Genomic DNA, 20,591 nt, shown 5'->3' on the forward strand with positions numbered 1-20,591 from the left:
GTGGAGTTGTTCTCGGGGTGTTTGCCTTCCCTCCTCTTGTGGTGCGGGGGGGGGGGGGTTCCCCCCCCCCGCTAGCCGCGCCTTCAGCGACGCAGGCGCCGGACGGCAGCCGCGGCCACGGTCGAGAGAGCGGCCGCGGCCGAGTACTTCAGGATGCGGTGCTGGCGGGTCGCCCGGTGCAGTGCCTTGGCATACGGGACCGTGGTGTTGGTGACCATCGCGTGCAGGGGCATCCAGCGGTGCCGGAGAACCTTCTCCAGCACCGTGTCGCAAGCGCGTTCCAAGCGGACCGCCGGCGAGCGCACGGTGTCGCGGAGCTCGGCGAAGTTGCGGTGGGACATGGTCGCCAGGGCATCGGTGTTCGGCTTGCGGCGGGAGTAGTACCTCGTCAGCGCCGACGAGGTGCTGTTCGGATGATGGGCGAGGCTCTCCGTCAGCTCCAGCGCGTCCTCGAAGGCCGAGTTCATCCCCTGCGCCAGGAACGGATAGACGGCGTGGCAGGCGTCGCCGATCAGCACCACCTTGCCCTCGTAGGTCCACGGCGCGGTGCTGACGGTGACGAGGTTGAAGGTCGGTTGCCGCAGGAACGTCTCGCCGAGGTCGGGAACCAGCGACAGGACGTCGGGGAAGTACTCGCGGAACAACGCTTCCACGTCCGACGCCGTCCGCAGCGAGTCGAAGCCGTGCGTGCCGTGGAACGGGAGGACGCAGGAACAGGTGAAGGAGCCGTCGCGGTTGGGGTGGGCGAACATCATGATGTCGCCGCGGGGCCAGAGGTGGAAGACGTCGTCCGCCATGCGATGGGAACCGTCGGCCGCCGCCGGGATGTGGAGTTCGCGCCAGCCCCATTCGAGGTAGTTCTGCGAGAACTCCGCACGCTGCTCGTGGTGCATGAACCGGCGGACGGCCGAAAACGCGCCGTCCGCGCCCACCACGACATCCGGCTTCACCACGAGCGCCTGCCCATTCGGGTCCACAAAGGACACCGAGGGCAGGTCACGGTCCATCCCCGTGCAGCGCGTGTCGAACACGAACCGCACGCCGGGTACCCGGCCGGCTTCCTCCACCAGCAGCGCGCTCAGGTCCTGGCGCTGGATGGCCAGGATGCCGCCCTCGCCGTACGCCGAGAACCGCAGCCCGCCGTCGGTGTTGTGCAGCATCCGGCCCTGCATCGGCACCACGAGCCGCCGCACTTCCTCCGACAGCCCGAGCCGGTCCAACGCCGCCAGGCCGCGCCGTGACAGCCCGAGATTCATGGACGTCACCGCGCTGGCTGTCTCGCGGGGGTCCGGACGACGGTCGTACACCGTGACCGTATGCCCTTGCCTGCCCAGCGAAAGCGCCAGGAAAGCGCCGGCCATGCCGGCGCCCACGATCGCGAACTCCACTATGCACTCCCCTTGTTCACGCACTGACCTCCATGACAGCGCCGAGGATTTCCCTGGCGACGAGCGGTGCGGTGCCGAACCCGGATCCGCCGCAGGCGGGACGGGACCACACCGACGGGCGGATCCGGGTGAGAATCGGGCCACCGTCGACGGGATCGGCCGCGTAGTGGCACTCCCGCACGGCCACGACGGCGTAGTCCGCGGCGCCGGTGAGGATCGGCTCGGCGAGCAACCGGTCCGCCCACGGTTCGCGATCCGGTTCAGTGGTGGTCGCGACCTGACGGCACACCGCGTCCGAGCTGATCTTGAGCAGGGTGCCCTCACCGGGCGGCAGCAGCCAGGCCGTGCGGCCGCCGCCGATCCGGCCGACTCCCGGGGCCGACGCCCACCAGCCGGCCAGATCCCGCGGCGGGCTCAGGTAGATCATGGTCTGGCGATACAGCACGACGGGCTGCTCGACCAGTTCGGTGTTCCAGGGGCCCGCCGCGACCAGCACGAGATCCGCGCCCACGGCGGTGCCGTCGGCCAGGGTCACCCGATGGTCGTCGATACCGTCGACGGCGCAGTGCGGCCGCAACGTCACCGAAGGGTGCGCGGCGAGCCATTCGGCCGCCGCGCGCAGGAATCGGTCCGCCAGCAGGACCCCGGCGCCCGGGTCGAGCACTCCGCCGGTTCCGGCGGGGAACGCCACGGGCGCCAGGGTTTCCGGCAAGACGGTGACCGCGGCGAGCCCGGCCAGCGCCGCGGTGTCGAGGGCCCGCTCGAGCTCGTCCGGGGTGCCCGCGGTGACCACGCCGACCGGGCGGAAGAGCGTGGTCCGCAGCAACGACTCCAGTTCCAGCCAACGGCGGCGGGCCTCGGCCATCCGCCGCGTGCCCTCGAGATCGTCCGGCCGCAGCACCCGCAGGGCCCGGTGCTGATCGGACGACGTCGACGCGGGATTCGGGACGGGACCGCGATCGAGCACGGTGACGCGGTGACCCGCGAGCGCGCACTCGATCGCGGTCACCAGTCCGGTCACCCCGGCACCGACGACGGCGACCGAAGCCATCAGCCGCCCGCCCCGGCGAGCCGGGGCAATCTCTTGGGGATGACCGTGTCCGCGTCCACCTGTCCGGGCAACGTCGTGTCGGGCAGCGCGCCCGCCGCGAGATCGATCAGGATCGGGGCGGCACAACGCAGGAAGACGTCCACCTGATGGCAGAGGTCTCCCGCGGTCTCGGCGGTCACCGAGGCGGCAAGCCGGTCCAGCCGCCCGAGTTGCTCGGCGAGGGTCGACGCCACGGCCGTCACACTGAACCGCGGGAGCTCGTACCCGTCGGCGAACCGTTCGAGCATCCGCAGCGCCGTCCGCCTGGCGTCGGCGGAAACCGTCAGCGGACCGCGGTCCACCCAGGCGTCGACCACCGCCGCGACCCGGTTCCACGGCCCGGTCAGCCGGGTCTCGCTGACCCGGAGCAGGGCCTCGTGGGTGAAGTCGGTGCGCTGGTATTCGGGGCTGGTGGCGCAGAGATGGAAGCGGATGAGATCGCGCGGCACCTCGGCGGCCAGCTCGCGGCCGGACACCACGTGCCCCCGGCTGGTGGAGAACTTTTCGTTGGCCAGCTCGTAGAACTCGTTGGTGATGTACTGCGCGGGCAGCACGTGACCGCCGAGCGCGGTGAGCATCGCCGTGCCCACGATCGCGAACGGATACGTCGCGTCGAGGCCGAGGAAGTACACCACGGTCGAACCGGAGTCCTCCTGCCACAGCTCGTCGTCGGCGGTGAGGACCGCGCCGCGTTTTTCGGCGGCGAGGGCGGTGGTGAACATGCTCCACGGCATGCCCTCCATATGCGGGTAGATCACCTGCCCCGGCACCTCGGGGAACGGCGCCGGGATACCCCACGACGTCGGCTGGGTGATCGGGAAGTCCGGCAGGGGACCCGCGAGCGCGGACTCGATGAGCTGGGCCATGCCAGGACGCATCGGGGTCCGGGCGAAGTACGCCTCCAGGTCCGCGCGGTACCGCTCCACCGGGAAGACGAGGATGTCCGCCTCGCGGTAGTCCAGCGGCTCGTCCGGGCGCAGCGTCGACCGCGGGCCGATCAGGTCGCCGGGCGCGACCGGGAGACCGCAGCTCTCGCAGATCCCGGCGTACCCGTCGGCCAGGCAGAACGGGCAGCCGCCGGTGACGTACGCGTCCATCAGGTACTCGCCGGTGCTCGGCAGGTACGGGAACCGGACCGTCCGCAGCTCCAGCTTGCCCGTGCTGTGCAGGCGGTCGTAGAAGTCCATGACCAGCTTGGTGAACCGGTCGCCGATACAGCCGAACCCGTCGACCTCGACGCCCATGGTGGTCAGGGTCTGCCGGACCTGCTCGGCGGAGCGCTCCCGCAGGTCCTCAGGCGCCACGCCGAGGCGAGCCGCCGCGGTGACGATGTAGTTCTGGGTGAAGTGCATGCCGGTGCCGTAGAGCGCTTCCGTGCCGGACGCGCGGGCGTACCGGGTGCAGACGTCCGCGGCCAGGAACGGACCGGCGAGGTGGCCGAGGTGCAGGTCGCCGTTCGCCGTCGGTGCCGGCGAGATCACCACCAGCCGGTTCATCAGGCGGTCCTCGACTCGGCGGCGGCGCCCCGGCGGGCGAGCAGATCGCTGACGATGTCACGGGACCGGTGGGCCAGCACGCTGATCAGCGAGTCGGCGATACCGTGCGTCGCTTCGTTGATGCCCTGCAGATACACCGCGCCCCAGGCGGAATCGCCGAGATCGACCCGGTAGCAGCGGCTGACGGAGACCTCGGACAGGCCGACGCGGTCGGCCAGGTCGCGGACCATCGCGGGCATCCGCTGGTCGAAGCCGGTGCCGAGGAGCACCAAGTCGCACTGCAGCGCCTCGACCTTGCCGCTGGTCCGGTCCCGCAGATCGAGGACGACCTCGTCGTCTTCGATCCTGGCGCCGACCACTTCGGTCAGGGTCCGCACCTCCGACCGCTGCTGACCGATGCCGCGCTGCTGGTACAGCGTGGTGTAGATGTGGTCGAGGAACGGCGGGGCCGCGCCGGCGTAGTTGGTCAGGCGCATCTCCTCCAGCACCTGCTGGCGGATCTCGGGCGGGCTGTCGTAGAAGCGATCGACGAACGACGGGAAGAACAGCTCGTTGACGAACTTGCTGGTCTGGTAGTTCTGCGGGCCGATGGACCGCACGATCATGGTCCGGGTGCTGTTGGGCAGATTGTCGTGCAGGGCCATGAACATCTCGGCCGCGCTCTGGGCCCCGCCCACCACGACGGCGCGCAGCGGCGCGTCCGCGGGCAGCTCCGCGATCCGGCGCCGGTACTGGGCACTGTGGATGAGGCGATCGGGCGGCAGGTCGGCGAAGACGTCCGGCACGTGCGTGTCACGGCCGCCGCCCACGACCAGGTCGCGGCAGCGGATGGTGTCCCCGTCGGTGAGTGTGGCGACCCAGCCGGTGATCGACCCGTCGGCGCCACGCGCGGGCTCGATGCTCTGCACCTTCGCGTCGTACCGGATCCGGACCTGGTCCAGCGACTTCGCGACCCACTGCAGGTAGTCGGAGAACTCCCAGCGGAACGGGTGGAAGGTGCCGAGGTTCACGAACTCGTCGAGCCGCTTCTGGTCGTGCAGGAAGTTGAGGAACGAGAACTTGCTGCGCGGATTGCGCAGGGTCACCAGATCCTTGAGGAAGGAGACCTGACTGCGCGCCCACGGCATCAGCAAGTCGCGTTGCCACTTGATGTCCGGGCTCTGCTCCAGCAGCAGCGTCTGCTCGGCCAGCTCCGGATTCCCGGACTCCTCGATGGCCACCGCGAGCGCCAGGTTCGCAGGCCCCGCACCGATCGCCAGCAAACCCACCTGTATTTCAGTCACAGATACACCCCGTTCGTCCAGAATAGGATGCCGACACTAGGCAGCGGCATTTCCCCGACGATAGGGATGACTTTCCCGAGGTCCGGGGAATCTCACCGGGCCTCCCCGGGGTTTCCCGATGGCCGGGAAGATCTCCCCTTTCCGGGGGAAATGCGGGCGACTAGCCTCCGCGACCTTTTTCTCCGCTACCACGACGGCATAATTGCCGCCAAGGCACCACGAGGCGATCATACGGGCCAGGCCGTCCGCCCCTTCGGGCTCGCGATACGTTGAGGCACGGCGATGTCACCAGGGCGGGGACGATCGCGATCACCCTGTCTGCCGCTTCTTCCCTGTTGATCGGACGCTTCCCTCCGGCCGCGAAATTGATTGCGATCAATTGCCCATAACAGTCATATAGATCCGTTCGATACTTACTACATAGACTCTTCTCGCGGTCGGCAGCCCCATCCCCGCCACGGTCGAGCGCGCATCTTCATCGCAGTTCACTGAACGGAGCCGATCAGGCAGGCTCAGTAGCGGCAGGTAGGGGGAAAGATGAATCACCACGCCAGTATCGGCAGCACCGCTCGTCTGTGGCCGGTCGAACGTCACGACCGGCGGCGCACCGCGAAGCTGTTGCCCAACCACACCACGTCCGAGGAGAGCAGCGGTCCCGCTTGGGTGACCGTTCTGCTCGCCGACAGCCAGCCGGCGATTCGCTACGGGGTCAGGTCCGCGCTCGAAGACGTCGGCGGCATCGCCGTCGTCGGTGAGGCGGCGACGGCGAACGCGACCATCTCGGAAACCTTCCGGCACCAGCCGGACGTGCTGGTCATCGATCCGCAACTGGGCGAGTTCTCGACCGTCGACGTCATCAGCCGGGTGGCGCGGATCGCGCCGGAGACCAGGGTCCTGGTCCTGAGCTCGGCCGACGACGACACCGCGATCAGGTCGGCGCTGCACGCCGGAGCGCGCGGATACCTGATCAAGAGCTCCGATCTGGACCAGGTCGTCCGCGGGGTGCAGGTCGTCGCGGCGGGCGAGGCGATCGTCGGGAAGGCGATCGCCTGCCGGTTCGGCGCGCTGATGCGGTCGGCGACCGGTCCGGACCCCTACCCGTTCCCACAGCTGACGACCAGGGAGCGAGAGGTACTCGACCGCATCGCCGCCGGCAAGGCGAACTCGGCCATCGCGCGCGAGCTCGCGCTCGCGCCGAAGACCATCAGCAATCGCGTTTCCGTCGTCTTCGGCAAACTCGGCGTAGCCGATCGCGCACAGGCGATAGTGCTGGCGCGGGACGCAGGTCTCGGCCGCGGCTGATTCACCGGCAATCGGGAATAGTTCCCCTGTTGCCGGGAAGCAGGCCAAATATAGCCTCGGTCAGCACCGAACGCCCGACATGAAAAGCACGCCGATCGGAGTGGGATGTGACTGACCAAGACCAAGCTGTCGTGGACATCCGCAGGCTGGAACACGAGAACCTGACGCGCGCCTACGGATTGGACATGAAGCTGCTTTATCCGTGGAACGGTATGACGGCACCGTTTCGAGGAGCTTGGTGCGTGCTGCGTCCTGGTGACGTATCGGTTGCCCACGCTCATCACGAGCACGAGATCTTCATCGGAATGACCGGGAGCGCCGAGGTGGTCACCGGTGAAAAGCGGCACAAGTTCACCGCGGGTGACCTCGTATTCCTGAAACCGGAGATCGAACACTACCTCGTCAATGACAATGACGAGGACTTCGCCTACTACGCGATCTGGTGGGACCGCGCGATGTCCGACGAGTTCATCACCCACGAGATCGACCGGGCCGAGTCCCATGATTAATTACGACGGGCGGAAATTCCGCAAAGAAGGCGCCGAGGCGATCGCCGAATACCGCCAAGAGGGCGACGTCGTCTGGGCCGAGTTCGCCGGGGGTGAGGTGCGACGGGGAGCGATCACCGGCACCCGCCGGGAGAACGGGGCCCTCCATTTGGGGTACACGCTGGTGCTCGCCACCGGCGAGGTGATCTGCGGGCACACGGTGAACACGCCGGAGGTGGCCGAGGACGGTCATCTCCGGCTGCGTGAGGTGTGGGAACGCTACGGCCCGCACGCCGCCACCGGCGTCTCCTACCTCGACGAGGTGAGCTAGTGTCCCGCAGCCCAGACGACGCGGACTGGCGACTCCTCGACCGCACCGTGGCGGGCCGTGTCCGCCGCCCCGGGGAAACCGGGTTCGGCGAGGCCAGCACGCCGTTCAACAAGAGATTCGCCGGCATCACCCCCGCCGGTGTCGTGTCCGTGGAGAACACCGCGGACGTGCGAAAAGCCATCGAGTGGGCACGCGACGCCGGTGTCGACGTCGTCGCACGGGGCGGCGGGCACAGCTACGCGGGACATTCGGTCAACACCGGTCTCGTCATCGACCTCGGCGCGATGAACACCGTGTCCGCCAACGGATCGACCGGGCTCGTGACCGCCGCGGGCGGCGCGCGGATGGCGGACGTCTATGCCGCCATCCAGCCCCACGAGATGGCGTTCGCGCTGGGCAACGGCGCCACGGTCGGCATCGCGGGCCTCACTCTCGGCGGCGGTTGTGGTGCCACCTCGCGCGTACTCGGGCTCACCGCGGACGCGCTCGTGGCGACCACACTGGTGACCGCGGACGGGCAAGTGCTGCACTGCGACGCGAACGAGAACGCGGACCTCTTCTGGGCGTGCCGCGGTGGCGGCGGCGGGAACTTCGGCGTCAACGTGTCCTTCACCTTCCAGGCGAGGCCGGTGACCGACTGCGCCAGCTACCTGGTGCTGTGGGATCGCGCGGACGCGCCGAAGGTCGTGTCGGTCCTGCAAGAGATCGTGCGGCGGGCACCGGACGAGTTCGCGGCCAGGATCGGCGTCAGCACGGTCGGCGGGTCGAAGTCCGTGGTATCGGCCATCGGGCAGTATCTCGGTTCCGCCAAGGAGTTGCGGGAGATACTCGACCCCGTCCTGTCCGTCGCCCAGCCGATCCGCGTGGACATCGAAGACCGGACCTTCTGGCAGGCCAAGGACGATCTGCTGCACGAGACCGCCGAGGGCGCGTTCGCGGCGCGGACCAACATCGTCACCGAACCACTGCCCGACGAAGCGATCGCCACGATGCTCTCGTTCGTCGACCGCTGGCCCGGCAGCGGCAACCCGGACGGCGGTGGCGCGGCCCTGTTCTCCTGGGGCGGCGCGATCAACCGGGTGGGCGCGACGGACACCGCTTTCGCCCACCGGAACGCGATGTTCCTGCTGTCCATGGACACCTCGTGGGCCGAGAACGACGAGCCCGCCGTGGTCGACGCCAACCTTCACTGGTTGACGGACCTGGCGGAGGCGTTGTCGCCGTACGTGTCCGACGGCGCTTTCCAGAACTTCATCGACCCGGATCTCGCGGACTGGCGCGACGCCTACTACGGCGTCAACTACCCGCGGCTGAAGGACATCAAGAACCGGGTCGACCCTGACGGCGTCTTCACCTTCGCACAAAGCATCGGATCATGATCGGCGACAACAAGGTTCTCATCTGGACGGCGGCCGAGGTCGAAAGCGGCGCCCTGCCGGCGGAACATCTACCGTATGTCCGGGAAATCCTTTCCTGGGCGGGACGCTACCTGGTGTCCCCCCACCCGGAACTGGGCCGGAACGGCCCGGTATGCCCCTACACCCAGCCATCACTCCACAAAGGACTTTTCCATCTGGCCGCACTGACCGCCACCAACGGCGAGACGGACGTCCGCGACGCGATCGAGAGCCTGCGCTCGTGGCACGAGCGGCTGTCGGCCAGGATTTCGCCCACGGAACGGGAGTTGCTGACGATCCTCCTGGTGCTGCCGCAACTGGACTACCAGGACCCGACGGTGCTGGACGACCTGCAGCGCGAGGCGAAGGACAAGTTCGTCAACGACGGCCTGATGATCGGGCAGTTCCACCCGGTCTGCGACCAGCCCGGCCTGTGGAACGAGAAGTTCAAGGCGCTGCGCGCGCCGGTACCGTTGCTGGCCATCCGCAAACTGGTCGTCTTCGACCTGCCGTTCCTGATGGACAGCACGGTGCACGCCGAAAGCTACTTCCGGCGTTTCGCCCCGGACATCCCGCCCCGCATCCGCGACCAGCTGGTCAAGCGGCTGGCAGGCAACGAAAAATCCTTGCAGACGGCCTGAGCACTTCGGGAGAACACAGATGCGGCACTATCTCATGGTCAGACCGGCGTACTTCGATGTCGAGTACTCGATCAATCCGTGGATGGATCCTGGCAAGCCCACCGACACCGAACTCGCGATCACCCAGTGGGAATGGCTGCGGGACCTCTACGTCGAACTGGGCCACCGGGTGGACCTGCTCGATCCGGTGCCGGGTCTGCCGGACATGGTGTACGCGGCGAACGGCGCCACGGTGGTGAACGGGCGGGTGCTGGTCGCGCGCTTCCACCACCGGCAACGCCGCCAGGAGTCCGAGTCCTATCTGAACTGGTTCACCGAAAACGGCTACCGCGAAGTGCGGCAGGCGCGGTGGCACAACGAGGGGGAAGGCGACTTCCTGATCGCGGGTTCCCGGATCCTGGCGGGTTCGGGTTTCCGGTCCGACCCCCGGGCGCACGAAGAGAGCGCGGAGTTCTTCGGCGTACCGGTGGTGGGGCTGACCCTGACCGACCCGCGCTACTACCATCTCGACACCGCGCTGACCGTGCTGAACGACGACATGGTCATGTACTTCCCGGAGGCCTTCACCGAAGAAAGCCGGCGACGGATCGAGGAGCTGTACCCGGATGCCGTCATCGCGTCGGCCGCCGACGCCGCGGCGTTCGGCCTGAACGCGGTGTCCGACGGGCGGCACGTCATCCTGCCGCAGGCCGCCACGGGGCTGATCGCCCAGCTACGGGAACGTGGTTTCGACCCGATCGGCGCCGATCTGTCGGAGCTGCTCAAGGGCGGCGGAAGCGTCAAATGCTGCACGCTGGAACTGCGTCACGTCTGAGGAGGCTGCCCGTCGGCGCGCTGCAGTCGTTCGATGGTCTCGTCGATCCAGTCGACCCAGGTCTGCGCCATCATCTCACCGGCGCGGCGGACCGAATCCCAGATCAGGGGATCGAGTTCGGTCCCTTCGGTGCGGGCGGCGGCCGCGGTGATCTCCTGGGGAAGCTCGTCGGCGAGCCTGTCGCGGTCCTTGACGTGGAGGTCGCGCATCACCCGGAGCTGGGTCACCGTGTCCTCCGTCGAGCGGGATCCGGAAAAGAAGAAGCGGACCAGGAACGGCACCCGGATCGGATCCCGTTCGGTGACCAGTTCGCCGAGCCAGGCGTCGAAGGCCCGCCGTCCGGCGTCGGTGGCCGAATACACCCGGCGGTCCGGCCTGCCCTGCTGTGGCTCCACTTCGGACACCGCGAGCCCGCTGTCCTCGAGCTGGCTCAGTGTCCGGTAGATCTGGCTGAGCTGGGCGGGCCACACGAAGTTGATACTGGTGCGGATCGCGGTGGCCAGGTCGTAGCCGGTCATGGGTTGCCGCAGCAGAAAGCCCAGCAGGGCGAATCTGAGCATCGGGCTCCTTCCGGCGGCGACCGGAAGAGTATCAACCGGATCAGGCCCGGTCCGCGTGCCGGGCGAACCAGGCTTCGAGCAACTCGGTGACCCGCAGGGGTTCTTCGCGGTGGGGCCAATGCCTCGTGTCGAGCCAGTGCAGCTCGGACTCCTCGCACCGGGCGGCACTCGGTTCCGCGAGGAGTTTGCCGAGCGCGCCGTCCCGGCGGCCCCAGATGATCTGGGTCGGCACCCGGACCGACAGGTCGGCGCCGGAAGGCGGCAGCGTCCGGAACAGCGCGCGGTACCAGAACAGTGGCCGCTGGATCGTGCCCGGATGCCGCCAGACGGCGCGGTGCCGGTCCACGTCGGCCTCGCTCAGGTTGGCGCCGTGTTTGAGCATCGCCGCGAGAACCGCGCCGCCGCGGGCACCGAGGATCGTCTCGGCGAGGCCGGGGATCTGGAACGCCAGCATGTACCAGCTCCGCATCAGCTGGGAGGGCCGCCGGGTCAGCGTGCGGGCGAACACCTGCGGATGCGGACAGTTGACGATGGTCAGCGACCGGACCAGATCGGGCCGTTCGATCGCCACCGCCCAGGCCACCGCCCCGCCCCAGTCGTGGCCGACCAGATGCACCGGCGCCGCCTTCTGGTGTTCGATGAGGAGCACGATGTCCTTGACCAGTTCGGGCATCCGGTAGTCGGCGACCGTGGCGGGTTTGGACGACAGGCCGTAGCCGCGCTGATCCGGCGCGATCACCCGGTACCCCCGCTCGGCGAGCGCGGTCATCTGCGGCTCGAAAGTGAACCAAAGGTCGGGCCAGCCATGGAGGAACAACGCCGCCGGACCGGTTTCGGGACCATCGGTCTCGACGTGGAGCAGGACGTCGTCGACGTCCACGAACTGTGGCTGGAACATGGGAGCTCCTCGCTCGGTTCAGGCGACTCCGAGTACGGCGGCGACGGTAGCGGACAACGGGCCCGGATCGCGGTCCCGCAAGGGCCGCAGCACCCGGCGGGCGATCCGCGGGGAGCCGAGCGAAGACACCGGCCGGTGGAGATTGAGCACCTCGTTGTACGCCGCCGCCACTTCGGGATCCAGCGCCGCCGCTCGTTCCAGCCGGTTGCGGTAACCCTCGCCGAACCGCGCCGTCCAGGGCGATCGGACACCTTCGGCGAGGCATCCGTGGCGGAGGTCCTCTCCGACGGCGAGGCGCCAGGCGTCGGCGGAGGTCGCGGCCATGGCCCGTGCGGCGCGGCGCTCGAACCCCGGCCGTGGCGCGCCACCCTCGGCGGTGAGCACCCGGCCGAGCGCGGTCGCCGAGAGGGCGGCCACGCTCATTCCCTGGCCGTAGATCGGATTCGCCGCGCAGGCGGCGTCACCGAGTGCGATGACGCCTGCCGGCATCTCGCGCATCCGGTCGTAATGGCGCCGGGTGTTGCTGCGGACGCGAAAGGTGCGGATCGGTCCGACGGGCGTCGACCTGCGGAGTGCTTCGGCCACCACCGGCGCTGTCAGCCGATCCGCGAAGGCGCGCAGTTCCGGCAATCCCGTGGGGACCGGCTCGCTCCGCCCGACCGAGCCGAACGAGATGTGCAGCCTGCCGTGTTCGACGCGCAGCACCACACCGCCGACCGGCGAGGCGGATTCCCCGCCGCCACCGAGGATGACCAGCCACTCGGGATCGAACGACGGGTCGGGCTCGGTGACCACGCTGACGTACCGGACGTCGGAATGGACGACCGACACCGGCGGAGGCCGGTACCCGATCCGTTCGAGCCACTCCGGCAGCCGGGATCCGCGGCCGGACGCGTCGACGACCAGATCGGCGCCCAGGTCGTCGTCGGCCGTCCGGATCCCGGTGACCCGGCGGCGGGTCCGGTCGGTCAGCAGCCCGACGGCGAGCGTCCGGTCCCGGACCACGACGTTCGGCAAGACCCGCACGCGCTCCCGGATCGCGTGTTCGAGCAGGATCCGGCTGGCGCCGAAACCACCGCTCCACCAGGCGGGGATCCGGATGGTCGTCCCGCCGCGGACCAGGAAGATCGACCGATCCCCCATCGCCGGATCGCCCGAGCCCGGGGTGAGCGCGCCGGCCTCGGCCAACTCCGCGGACAGGCCGGGAAACAGCCCGACCAGTATCCGGCGACCGGACCCCAGCAAGCCGTGCGCGTGCCGCGACTGGGGGACGAACCGCCGGTGGTCCGGCCGGTCCGGAAGCTCGTCACGTTCGACCACGACCACTTCGTCGTAGTGGTCGGACAGGACCCGGGCGGTCACGAGACCGGCGACGCCCGCACCGAGTACCACTGCTCGACCTCGACCGGCATAGGACATCATTCATATATAACTTGTTGAGTATGGGTCGTCAACCGCGAACCCGCGCCAGCGCCGCACGCGCGACGGCGTACAGCAGGAGCGCGCCGGGGAGGATGGCGACCAGTGACAGGAGGAAGGCCTTGAACCGCTGACCGCCGACCGATTCGTCGGACTCGCCGCGGGCGACCCCGTCCACCACGGCGATGCAGGTGCTGCGATCCGGGTCGCAGATGTCCGGGTCGAGGTTGAAGGAGATCCCGAACCAGATCAGGGCCGCGCCCGCCGCGGCCCCGATGATCATTCCGAGAACCGCGAAGGTGGTCGCGACCCGGCTCTTGCGGCCTATCGAGCCGAGTGCGGCGGCCGCGCGAGTCCTGACCAACCCGCCGATGATCAGGGCGAGGGATACCGTGGCGGGAATCGCCACGATGGTCCACAGCCAGTCTCCGGTCGAAGCGGACACGGCCACCGCCGCCGGCGTCACCAGCATGACGCCCAGCAGAGAGCCGATCGCCAGGTCGTCTTTCCACGTCGTGCGCTTCTTCGGCGCCCGATCTTCCCCCGTCATACCAACAGTCTCGGGGACTCGACGGCCGGACATGACCTGATTTGTGCCTGCGGGCAAGGCATCCTCATCACGGAATGCACACGGCCCGCTGGTAACCTTTCTCCGACGTTGAGTAATCGTCTGATTACCAGTGGGGTTTGCCGTGGGCCAGGACGGTGGAAATGCCGACCTTCCTTCGAACAGGATCGACACGACCGTGCCCAGCGTTGCGCGCGCCTACGACGCGGCCCTCGGCGGCAAGGACAATTACGAGGTCGACAGGCGGCTGCTCGCGCAGCTGAACCAGGCCGTACCCGAGGTCAACATCATCGCGGTCAGCAACCGCGCCTTCCTGACCCGCGCGGTCCGTTTCCTCGCGGGCAAGGCCGGGATCGACCAGTTCCTCGACTGCGGCTCCGGCCTGCCCACCGCGGAGAACACCCACCAGGTCGCGCAGCGGATCAATCCCGACGCGCAGGTCGTGTACGTCGACAACGATCCCGTGGTGCTCGCGCACGGACGCGCGCTGCTCGAAGAGAACGACAGGACCCGCCTCATCGGGGCCAACATCTTCGAACCCGAAGAGGTACTGAAGAACGACGTCGTCACCACCACGATCGACTTCGACCGCCCGCTGGCCCTGATGCACGTGGCCACGCTGCACCACCACAGCGCCGCCGAAGGAATGCCGCCGGCACAGGTGCTGCAGACCTACATCGACGCGATTCCTTCCGGGTCCTCCGTGGCGTTCTCGCATTTCTTCGACCCGGAGAACGAGCACAGTCCCATCGCCCACCGGGTGCAGGCGATCCTGAACCAGAGCATCAGCCGCGGTTTCTTCCGCACCCGCGGCGAGATCGAGGAAATGCTCGACGGCCTCGAACTCATGGACCCCGGCATCGTGGTCAACGACGCGTGGTGGCCCACCGGCCCCCGCACGGAACCGATGCCGGCGGCCGGGAACTGCATCGTCGCCGCCGTCGGGCGCAAGCCCTGAGCGGACCCGCTCAGTTACGGATGATCCTCCGTTCCGTGGCGACGGCCACCGCACCGGCACGGCTGTCGACACCGAGTTTGTCGTAGATGTGGACCAGGTGCGTTTTCACCGTCGCTTCGGAAATGAACAGGCGCGCCGCAATCTGCCGGTTGATCAAGCCTTCCGCCAGCAGCCCCACGATCTCGGTCTCCCGAGGACTGAGTGCGGCTGTCGGTGCCCGCATGTGCCCGAAGAGCCGGGCCGCGACCGGGGGTGCCAGCACGGTCTCGCCGCGCGCCGCCGCGTGGATGCCGCGGAAGAGGTCCTCGGGCGGTCCCGCCTTGAGCAGGTAGCCGGTGGCGCCGGCGGCCACCGCCCTGGTGATGTCCAGTTCGGCGTCGTACGTGGTGAGCACCAGCACCTTTGGGGCATCCGGCAGAGCGGTCAGGCGCTCGGTGGCGTTCACGCCGTCGGGGCCGTCGCCGAGCTGCAGGTCCATCAGCACGACATCTGGCTTCCGGTCCTCGGCGAACAGGACGGCTTCGTCGGCGCCGGTGCATTCGCCGATCACGTCGATGTCGGGTTCCCCGGCGAGCAGCGCGGCGATCCCCGCTCGCACCACCGGATGGTCGTCGACGACCAGCACCCGGACGGTCATCGGACCTCCCTGGTGGGCACGGTGACCGCGAGCGCGGTGCCCTCTCCCTGCGCGCTCTCGACGACCATCTCACCACCGAGTTCGGCGAGCCGCTCGCCGATCATCCGCAGACCGTGGCCCCGGTCGCCGCTCGCACGCGCCGAGGCCGGATCGAAGCCGACACCGTCGTCTCGGACATCGAGAACAACTCTGTCGGCCAAGTAGGTCAGAGTGAGGGCGGCTTCGCTCGCCCCGGCGTGATCGCTCACGTTCGCCAGCGCGCTCTGGGCGATCCGAAGCAGGCTCGCCTCCACCTCCGAGGACAACGGATACGGGGTCCCGCTCGTCTCGAAGCGCACCACGTGCATGGCGGCGAAACCGACCTGCTCCACCAGGTCCTCCAAGGTGGCCGCGAGATCGGCACTGTCGAGCCGCGGCGACCCCAAGCCCGAGACGAACCGGCGTGCCTCGGCGAGGTTGTCGCCCGCCGCGTCGACCGCGCGGGACACGTGTCCTTTGGCCAGCTCCAGATCCGTGTCCCACGATCTCTGCGCCGCCTGCAACAGCATCCGCATACTCGACAGCCCCTGGGCGAGGACGTCGTGGATCTCCCGCGCCAGCCGCTCCCGCTCCTGCACCATCCCCGCCAGGCGCTGGCTCTGCGCGAGCTCGACCCTGGCGCGGAGCAGATCCTTGACGAGGTCACCCAGCTCCACCCGGTCGCGGTCGAGTTGCAGGAACGTCATCGTGGCCATCAGCGCGACGGCGATCGGCGCGAGCACGATGCTCGGATCGAACCCGCTCGCGATCCGCAGCTGGGCGAGGATGGTCGCGACGGTCAGCACCGCGACCACCACGACCACGGTCCGCGGGCGCAGCACCTGGAGACAGACGAAGAACAACGGCACGGCACACCAGGCGAAGCTCGGCGCCGCCACCACCAGCGCGAGCCAGACGACGATCACCACGGTCAGCCAGACCTGGCGCCACCGGCCGAGCACGGACCAGCTCAGTACTCCCGCCGCGTACACCAGCGCGAGCGTGCCGGTGAGCACGAGGATCAGCGGCGTGGCACCGCTCAGCCCGTGCCCCGCGACGAACCGCGCGACCGACGCGGCCAGCAACAGGAAGAACCCGGTGTGCATGGCGGCGTTCAGCCTGGTGGCCGCCCCGATATGCGACCTCATTACGGTCCTCCCTCCGTCGCAGATGATCGTAGGCAGGAAGGGGGGTTCCGCCGCATCAATCGTTCGGTTGATGCCCGCACCGACCGGATGACGCCCGATCAAGCTCCACATTCCCGATTCGCCCGCAGCCGCCGGACAGGAGAGTCATAGGAGTACGAACCACCCCACGGCAAAGGAAATCCGATGAACGCCAAGCTCCCCCGCACCCGCCTCGTCCTGGGTATGACGGCCGGTCTCGCGACCGTCGCACTCGCCACCGGTCTCGGCGCGGCGCAGGCGCAGGACCGGAGGCCGCAGCCGCCCGCGCCGCAGGCCGTGGTGCAGACCAGCGTGCTCGGCGTCGACGCCGCCACCCGCGCCGCGCAAGCCGCGCTGGACGCCGCCGAAAAGGAGGGGCAGCGGGTCACCGTGGCCGTGCTGGACCGGTCCGGCGCGGTGCGCGTCCTGCTCAAGGGCGACGGCGCCGGACCGCAGACCGAGGAGTCCGCCAAGCGCAAGGCCTTCACCGCGGTCTCCTTCGGGCAGCCGACGTCCGCGCTCGCCAAGAACGCCCAGGGCAACGGGCCGACCATCCGCGACATCCCCGGGACCCTCTTCCTCGCCGGAGGTGTGCCGGTCGCCGCCAACGGCGGCCCGATCGCCGGGATCGGGGTCGGCGGCGCGCCCAGCGGCGACCTCGACGAGCGGTTCGCCACGGCGGGCTTGCGCGCCATCGGGGAACTCCGCTGATGATCGGCGGGCGAGCGATCACGGCGCTGCTCGCCGCCGCCGCGCTCGGTGCCTGCTCCGCGCAGGCGCCGAGCGCTCCACCGCCCCCGTCCACCCAGTCCCAGCCACCCCGCCAAGGAGTCCCCGTGCAGCAACTCTTCGAAGCCGACGTGAACCTCGTCAGGCAGGCCGTCGAAGCAGGCGCCGACTTGGAGACGCGGGACGATCGCGGCCGGACCCCGCTGCTCGTCGCCGTCACCGAGAACCGGGTCGAGGTCGCCGGCGTCCTCGTCGAGGCGGGCGCCGACCCGAACGCGCTCGACGGGCGGCATGACACGCCCTGGCTGGTCACCGGGGTCACCGGGAACGTGGCGATGGCGAAGCTGCTTCTCGGGAGCAAGCCGGATCTGACCATCACCAACCGGTTCGGCGGCGTCTCGCTGATCCCCGCCTCCGAACGCGGGCACGTCGAGTACGTGCGGCTGGTGGCGAACAGCGGGATCGACGTCGACCACGTGAACGACCTGGGCTGGACCGCGTTGCTGGAGGCGGTCATCCTCGGCGACGGCGGGCCGCGCCATCAGGAGGTCGTCCGGGCGCTCGCCGCCGCCGGCGCGGACGTGAACCTCGCCGACAAGGACGGCGTCACTCCCCTCGCCCACGCCCGAGCCAAAGGCCAGACGACGGTCGCCCAGATCCTCAAGGAGGCGGCCGCACGCTGATCCCGACTATTTTCTGTTATGCCAATTGACACAAGTCGTCGTCGCTGGCTACGGTTCGACCGTGGATCAAGCACGAGGACGGGGCAGGCCGCGGAAAGACCCTGCGACGCTGGCCCGCTGGACACCTCCCGAGGGCTGGTCGCGACTGGTCGCCTGGATTTCACCGGAAGAGAAGAAGGCGCTGAAGCACGTGGCGGTCGAAGCCGACGTCCCCGTCGCGGAGCTGATACGTGCCCTCGCCGGCGGACTGGCCGCCGGCGCCATCTCGGCCGAGGAACTCATCGGGCACGTCGTGAAAGGGAAGACCGTCATGGAAAAGATCCCCACGCTTTTCGAGCGCGATGAGCGCTTCCACGTCATCGACAGACCCCGCGCCGAATGCGCGTGGGTGTTCGACGGCGCCGGGGTGGGCACCGAGAAACTGGACGGCACCAACATCCGGTTGACCGTGCGCTCGGGCCTGCTGGTCCGAGTCGAAAAGCGACGCAACCCGAGCAAGGCGCAGAAACTGCAGGGCATCGTGGACGGCTGGTACGTCGACACCGACAGCGAATCCGCCGACGACAAATGGATCCTCGCGGCCGCCGGGAATACCGACGTCACCGACTGGCCGGACGGGGAACACCCCAGCGAGGCACTCGGCCCCCGTATCCAAGGCAATCCCCTGGGACTCGAAGACCACCGGTGCATCCCCTTCAATTTCCAAGCGCCGTCCCTGCCCGAGACACCGCGCAGCTACCACGAACTCCGGGATTTCCTCGCCACCCTGGACAGCCGGTTCTCCCCCGGGCACCCCGCCGAAGGCATCGTCTTCCACCATCCGGACGGGCGCCGGGCCAAGATCAAGCGCAAGGACTTCCCCCGCGCGGCGACGGCGCATTGAGGGGAAGGGCAACCGTGTCATGTTTCGCGGTCGAGTCGTGCCGGGGCGGATCTGGACCGGCCGACGGGAGCCGACCGAACTTCGGCTGTCCACATAGGACACTTTCAGGTGGGTAAGTGTCTGATTGATGATTATATGTACGCTTTGCGACGGGGTCGTGAGTGGCAATTCGGCTTCTAACCCTCTTTGCCACTCACGACCCCGTCGCGAAGCACGCAAAGCACCTAAACCGGGCAACCGTACCGTGAAAAGTGTCCCTTAAGGACAGTCAAGGCTCCTCAGGTCCCCCTGGGGAGCCTGCCCCCGCCACCGATGACTTACCCCCTCAAATAAACCGGTCAGACCCCTTCACCGCTACTTCCGGGAAGTCTGCGGCCTCGCGGAGCCGCAGAAGCCGATCTGCCGAAGTTCGCAACAGCTGGCGATCATCTTTTCGTCGCGCATCGTGCTCGCCGCCCGACAAAAAATCTCTGGCTCAGTACCCATTCACTCGCACCCCGTTCGAATGATCGAGGGGTGTCATGAAGAGCTTTACCTGCGCGCTCCCCAGGTCGACCTCGAAGGACGCCACCGCGTCGAGCGCGTACCCGTTGACCCGCCAGCAATGGATGGCCGCGGCGCCCACCACCACGTCAGGGTGGTCGACCCGGATACCGGGCCCATCCCGCCACTTCAGGTTGCAGCCTTCCGCGAAGGCGTACCCCACGAGCCCCACGCCGGGATAACGCGCGAAGATACCTGCCGCCCATTTCTCACCGACCGTCGGAGCGACCGGATCCACGTGCACGATCACTTCACTGTTTTCCCGCACCGATCGATCGGTCTCGCCTTCCGTCGTGACCTGCAGATAGTCTTCGCTGAGATCGGCGACACGCTCGGCGGCGATTCGCGGAAAACACTGGACGGCGACCATCGGGCCGCTTCCGGGATCGTAGACCTTCGCCAGCACCATCCAAGCCGTAAGCGGACGACCAGGTGGTACCTCAAGATCACCCACCGGGACTACGCGAGGCGTCCTTTGCGGAACAGGCCTCCCCGCGGCTCGGATGAGGCCGTTTCGCAGAATCTCCCAGGAACGACCCTGTTCCTGGAACATCGCCGCGGCCACCGCGGTCACGTCGGCCGGATCGGGAGGAGCCAGGTTGCGCTCGATCTGCGGCAGCAGGTCCTGCCCGAGGTCGAGGTACGCGCTTTCGCCGCTGAGCAACGCCGGCGGCGAAACAGGATCGAGCTCCGCTCGGCCGTCGGCGACCAACAGGTAAGGACGCCCGAGTGCGGCTCCGTAGTAGGTCACGGATCCGTGATCACCGAGCAGAATGTCCGCGGCGACCAGGCCCGCCTCCCACGGTGTGTGCGGAGGAACGTACATCAATCCGCTGTCGCAGTAATCCTGCAAATAGAGTTTGACCTCACCCGCCGAGTGACCCGCCCACACGTTCGGATGCAGAATGACCAGCAGGCGGTATTCGTGGACGGGAAGCTGAGCGAGCAGCTTGGGAATCAGGTCTTCACGGGTGCCCAACGTCCCGTACCGTCCCCAAGTCGAGCTCACCACCACGAGCTTCTGGGCCTCGGTCACGTTCAATTGCCGCCGGAAACGGCTCCGCAGGACCTCGGAATCCGAGATCCGGTCGAAGACCGGGTCCCCCAGCACCACCGCACGTTCCGCCGCCTCCGGCACGCTTTCGCGCAGCCTGCCGATCTGCTCCGCGTGGGACACGTAGATGAGATCGGGGATCACCTCGCCGTCGTACATCAGCTGGCTGCGGACCAGGCCGGTCGCCACGGTGTCGGACCCGGTGGAGCCGGGCACCAACCTGTTGTAACCGGCGCCGTGGGGGC

Annotated in this window: 20 protein-coding genes and 1 pseudogene; 10 read left to right on the forward strand and 11 right to left on the reverse strand. The window is 68.4% G+C overall.

All coding sequences use genetic code 11. The annotated features are described in order from the left end of the window. Positions 1 to 83: 83 nt before the first annotated feature. The 4 genes from ACZ5IK_RS40535 to ACZ5IK_RS40550 are packed head-to-tail and all read right to left on the reverse strand — an operon-like array spanning position 84 to position 5,257. A complete protein-coding gene (locus ACZ5IK_RS40535) occupies positions 84 to 1,388 on the reverse strand; it encodes an FAD-dependent oxidoreductase (protein WP_465492556.1) in 1,305 nt (434 codons plus the stop codon). Positions 1,389 to 1,404: 16 nt separating this feature from the next. Further along, a complete protein-coding gene (locus tag ACZ5IK_RS40540) occupies positions 1,405 to 2,439 on the reverse strand; it encodes an NAD(P)/FAD-dependent oxidoreductase (RefSeq protein ID WP_465492557.1) in 1,035 nt (344 codons plus the stop codon). After that, positions 2,439 to 3,974: a class I tRNA ligase family protein gene (locus ACZ5IK_RS40545; RefSeq protein ID WP_465492558.1), complete on the reverse strand. Its 1,536-nt coding sequence runs from the start codon at positions 3,972 to 3,974 to the stop codon at positions 2,439 to 2,441. Before ACZ5IK_RS40545 ends, ACZ5IK_RS40540 begins: the two co-directional genes overlap by 1 nt. Continuing rightward, positions 3,974 to 5,257, reverse strand: coding sequence for a SidA/IucD/PvdA family monooxygenase (locus tag ACZ5IK_RS40550; RefSeq protein WP_465492559.1), 1,284 nt, complete (start codon positions 5,255 to 5,257; stop codon positions 3,974 to 3,976). Before ACZ5IK_RS40550 ends, ACZ5IK_RS40545 begins: the two co-directional genes overlap by 1 nt. Before the next feature lie 537 nt (positions 5,258 to 5,794). Between ACZ5IK_RS40550 and ACZ5IK_RS40555 the strand changes: the two genes are divergently transcribed. The 6 genes and pseudogenes from ACZ5IK_RS40555 to ddaH all read left to right on the forward strand — a co-directional run. Further along, on the forward strand, positions 5,795 to 6,559 hold the full coding sequence (locus ACZ5IK_RS40555) for a response regulator (protein ID WP_465492560.1): 765 nt from the start codon (positions 5,795 to 5,797) through the stop codon (positions 6,557 to 6,559). Positions 6,560 to 6,666: 107 nt separating this feature from the next. Then, positions 6,667 to 7,068 (forward strand): cupin domain-containing protein, encoded by a 402-nt coding sequence (locus ACZ5IK_RS40560; RefSeq protein WP_174720429.1) that lies wholly within the window; start codon positions 6,667 to 6,669, stop codon positions 7,066 to 7,068. Beyond that, positions 7,061 to 7,378: an avidin-fold protein gene (locus ACZ5IK_RS40565; protein WP_101609046.1), complete on the forward strand. Its 318-nt coding sequence runs from the start codon at positions 7,061 to 7,063 to the stop codon at positions 7,376 to 7,378. Before ACZ5IK_RS40560 ends, ACZ5IK_RS40565 begins: the two co-directional genes overlap by 8 nt. Continuing rightward, a complete protein-coding gene (locus ACZ5IK_RS40570) occupies positions 7,378 to 8,757 on the forward strand; it encodes an FAD-binding oxidoreductase (protein WP_465492561.1) in 1,380 nt (459 codons plus the stop codon). Before ACZ5IK_RS40565 ends, ACZ5IK_RS40570 begins: the two co-directional genes overlap by 1 nt. Beyond that, the gene (locus ACZ5IK_RS40575) at positions 8,754 to 9,416 is read left to right on the forward strand and encodes a DUF6875 domain-containing protein (RefSeq protein ID WP_465492562.1); all 663 of its coding nucleotides are present in this window, start codon (positions 8,754 to 8,756) and stop codon (positions 9,414 to 9,416) included. The genes ACZ5IK_RS40570 and ACZ5IK_RS40575 overlap by 4 nt, the downstream gene beginning before the upstream one ends. Positions 9,417 to 9,429: 13 nt before the next feature. After that, a pseudogene (gene ddaH, locus ACZ5IK_RS40580) lies at positions 9,430 to 10,230 on the forward strand (dimethylargininase); the annotation flags it as partial. On the opposite strand, the gene ACZ5IK_RS40585 reads toward ddaH, so the two are convergent. Genes ACZ5IK_RS40585 through ACZ5IK_RS40600 form a run of 4 tightly spaced genes read right to left on the reverse strand, consistent with a single transcriptional unit; the run spans position 10,221 to position 13,657 of the window. Continuing rightward, positions 10,221 to 10,790, reverse strand: coding sequence for a PadR family transcriptional regulator (locus tag ACZ5IK_RS40585; protein WP_465492563.1), 570 nt, complete (start codon positions 10,788 to 10,790; stop codon positions 10,221 to 10,223). The pseudogene ddaH and the gene ACZ5IK_RS40585 overlap by 10 nt on opposite strands. Positions 10,791 to 10,830: 40 nt before the next feature. After that, complete coding sequence (locus ACZ5IK_RS40590; RefSeq protein ID WP_465492564.1) at positions 10,831 to 11,688, reverse strand: alpha/beta fold hydrolase; 858 nt, start codon at positions 11,686 to 11,688, stop codon at positions 10,831 to 10,833. An 18-nt stretch (positions 11,689 to 11,706) separates the two neighbouring features. Continuing rightward, positions 11,707 to 13,080, reverse strand: a complete 1,374-nt coding sequence (locus ACZ5IK_RS40595) for an NAD(P)/FAD-dependent oxidoreductase (RefSeq protein WP_465492565.1) — start codon at positions 13,078 to 13,080, stop codon at positions 11,707 to 11,709. 58 nt (positions 13,081 to 13,138) lie between these two features. Beyond that, the gene (locus ACZ5IK_RS40600) at positions 13,139 to 13,657 is read right to left on the reverse strand and encodes a hypothetical protein (protein ID WP_465492566.1); all 519 of its coding nucleotides are present in this window, start codon (positions 13,655 to 13,657) and stop codon (positions 13,139 to 13,141) included. A gap of 142 nt (positions 13,658 to 13,799) precedes the next feature. On the opposite strand from ACZ5IK_RS40600, the gene ACZ5IK_RS40605 reads away from it, so the two are divergent. Next, positions 13,800 to 14,633: an SAM-dependent methyltransferase gene (locus ACZ5IK_RS40605; RefSeq protein ID WP_465492567.1), complete on the forward strand. Its 834-nt coding sequence runs from the start codon at positions 13,800 to 13,802 to the stop codon at positions 14,631 to 14,633. A 10-nt stretch (positions 14,634 to 14,643) separates the two neighbouring features. Here the strand turns inward: ACZ5IK_RS40605 and ACZ5IK_RS40610 are convergent, their stop codons facing one another. Both ACZ5IK_RS40610 and ACZ5IK_RS40615 read right to left on the reverse strand, forming a co-directional pair. After that, the gene (locus ACZ5IK_RS40610; RefSeq protein WP_465492568.1) at positions 14,644 to 15,270 is read right to left on the reverse strand and encodes a response regulator; all 627 of its coding nucleotides are present in this window, start codon (positions 15,268 to 15,270) and stop codon (positions 14,644 to 14,646) included. Continuing rightward, on the reverse strand, positions 15,267 to 16,436 hold the full coding sequence (locus ACZ5IK_RS40615; RefSeq protein ID WP_465492569.1) for a sensor histidine kinase: 1,170 nt from the start codon (positions 16,434 to 16,436) through the stop codon (positions 15,267 to 15,269). Before ACZ5IK_RS40615 ends, ACZ5IK_RS40610 begins: the two co-directional genes overlap by 4 nt. A gap of 183 nt (positions 16,437 to 16,619) precedes the next feature. Between ACZ5IK_RS40615 and ACZ5IK_RS40620 the strand changes: the two genes are divergently transcribed. From ACZ5IK_RS40620 to ACZ5IK_RS40630, 3 genes are all read left to right on the forward strand, one after another. After that, a complete protein-coding gene (locus tag ACZ5IK_RS40620; protein ID WP_465492570.1) occupies positions 16,620 to 17,165 on the forward strand; it encodes a GlcG/HbpS family heme-binding protein in 546 nt (181 codons plus the stop codon). Beyond that, positions 17,165 to 17,866: an ankyrin repeat domain-containing protein gene (locus tag ACZ5IK_RS40625; RefSeq protein WP_465492571.1), complete on the forward strand. Its 702-nt coding sequence runs from the start codon at positions 17,165 to 17,167 to the stop codon at positions 17,864 to 17,866. Before ACZ5IK_RS40620 ends, ACZ5IK_RS40625 begins: the two co-directional genes overlap by 1 nt. 61 nt (positions 17,867 to 17,927) lie before the next feature. Beyond that, positions 17,928 to 18,749 (forward strand): DNA ligase-like domain-containing protein, encoded by an 822-nt coding sequence (locus ACZ5IK_RS40630; RefSeq protein WP_465492572.1) that lies wholly within the window; start codon positions 17,928 to 17,930, stop codon positions 18,747 to 18,749. 475 nt (positions 18,750 to 19,224) lie between these two features. On the opposite strand, the gene ACZ5IK_RS40635 is transcribed toward ACZ5IK_RS40630, so the two are convergent. Beyond that, complete coding sequence (locus ACZ5IK_RS40635; protein WP_465492573.1) at positions 19,225 to 20,505, reverse strand: hypothetical protein; 1,281 nt, start codon at positions 20,503 to 20,505, stop codon at positions 19,225 to 19,227. Positions 20,506 to 20,591 lie beyond the last annotated feature (86 nt).

The sequence above is a fragment of the Amycolatopsis sp. NPDC031561 genome (genome assembly GCF_055580625.1).

Bases quoted from the DNA above. Each gene is read 5' to 3' on its own strand.
- ACZ5IK_RS40590 (WP_465492564.1), bottom strand. From the start codon at position 11,688: ATGTTCCAGCCACAGTTCGTGGACGTCGACGACGTCCTGCTCCACGTC.
- ACZ5IK_RS40625 (WP_465492571.1), top strand. From the start codon at position 17,165: ATGATCGGCGGGCGAGCGATCACGGCGCTGCTCGCCGCCGCCGCGCTC.
- ACZ5IK_RS40540 (WP_465492557.1), bottom strand. From the start codon at position 2,439: ATGGCTTCGGTCGCCGTCGTCGGTGCCGGGGTGACCGGACTGGTGACC.
- ACZ5IK_RS40620 (WP_465492570.1), top strand. From the start codon at position 16,620: ATGAACGCCAAGCTCCCCCGCACCCGCCTCGTCCTGGGTATGACGGCC.
- ACZ5IK_RS40555 (WP_465492560.1), top strand. From the start codon at position 5,795: ATGAATCACCACGCCAGTATCGGCAGCACCGCTCGTCTGTGGCCGGTC.
- ACZ5IK_RS40565 (WP_101609046.1), top strand. From the start codon at position 7,061: ATGATTAATTACGACGGGCGGAAATTCCGCAAAGAAGGCGCCGAGGCG.
- ACZ5IK_RS40585 (WP_465492563.1), bottom strand. From the start codon at position 10,790: ATGCTCAGATTCGCCCTGCTGGGCTTTCTGCTGCGGCAACCCATGACC.
- ACZ5IK_RS40610 (WP_465492568.1), bottom strand. From the start codon at position 15,270: ATGACCGTCCGGGTGCTGGTCGTCGACGACCATCCGGTGGTGCGAGCG.
- ACZ5IK_RS40575 (WP_465492562.1), top strand. From the start codon at position 8,754: ATGATCGGCGACAACAAGGTTCTCATCTGGACGGCGGCCGAGGTCGAA.
- ACZ5IK_RS40600 (WP_465492566.1), bottom strand. From the start codon at position 13,657: ATGACGGGGGAAGATCGGGCGCCGAAGAAGCGCACGACGTGGAAAGAC.
- ACZ5IK_RS40635 (WP_465492573.1), bottom strand. From the start codon at position 20,505: ATGTACGACGGCGAGGTGATCCCCGATCTCATCTACGTGTCCCACGCG.
- ACZ5IK_RS40545 (WP_465492558.1), bottom strand. From the start codon at position 3,974: ATGAACCGGCTGGTGGTGATCTCGCCGGCACCGACGGCGAACGGCGAC.
- ACZ5IK_RS40615 (WP_465492569.1), bottom strand. From the start codon at position 16,436: ATGAGGTCGCATATCGGGGCGGCCACCAGGCTGAACGCCGCCATGCAC.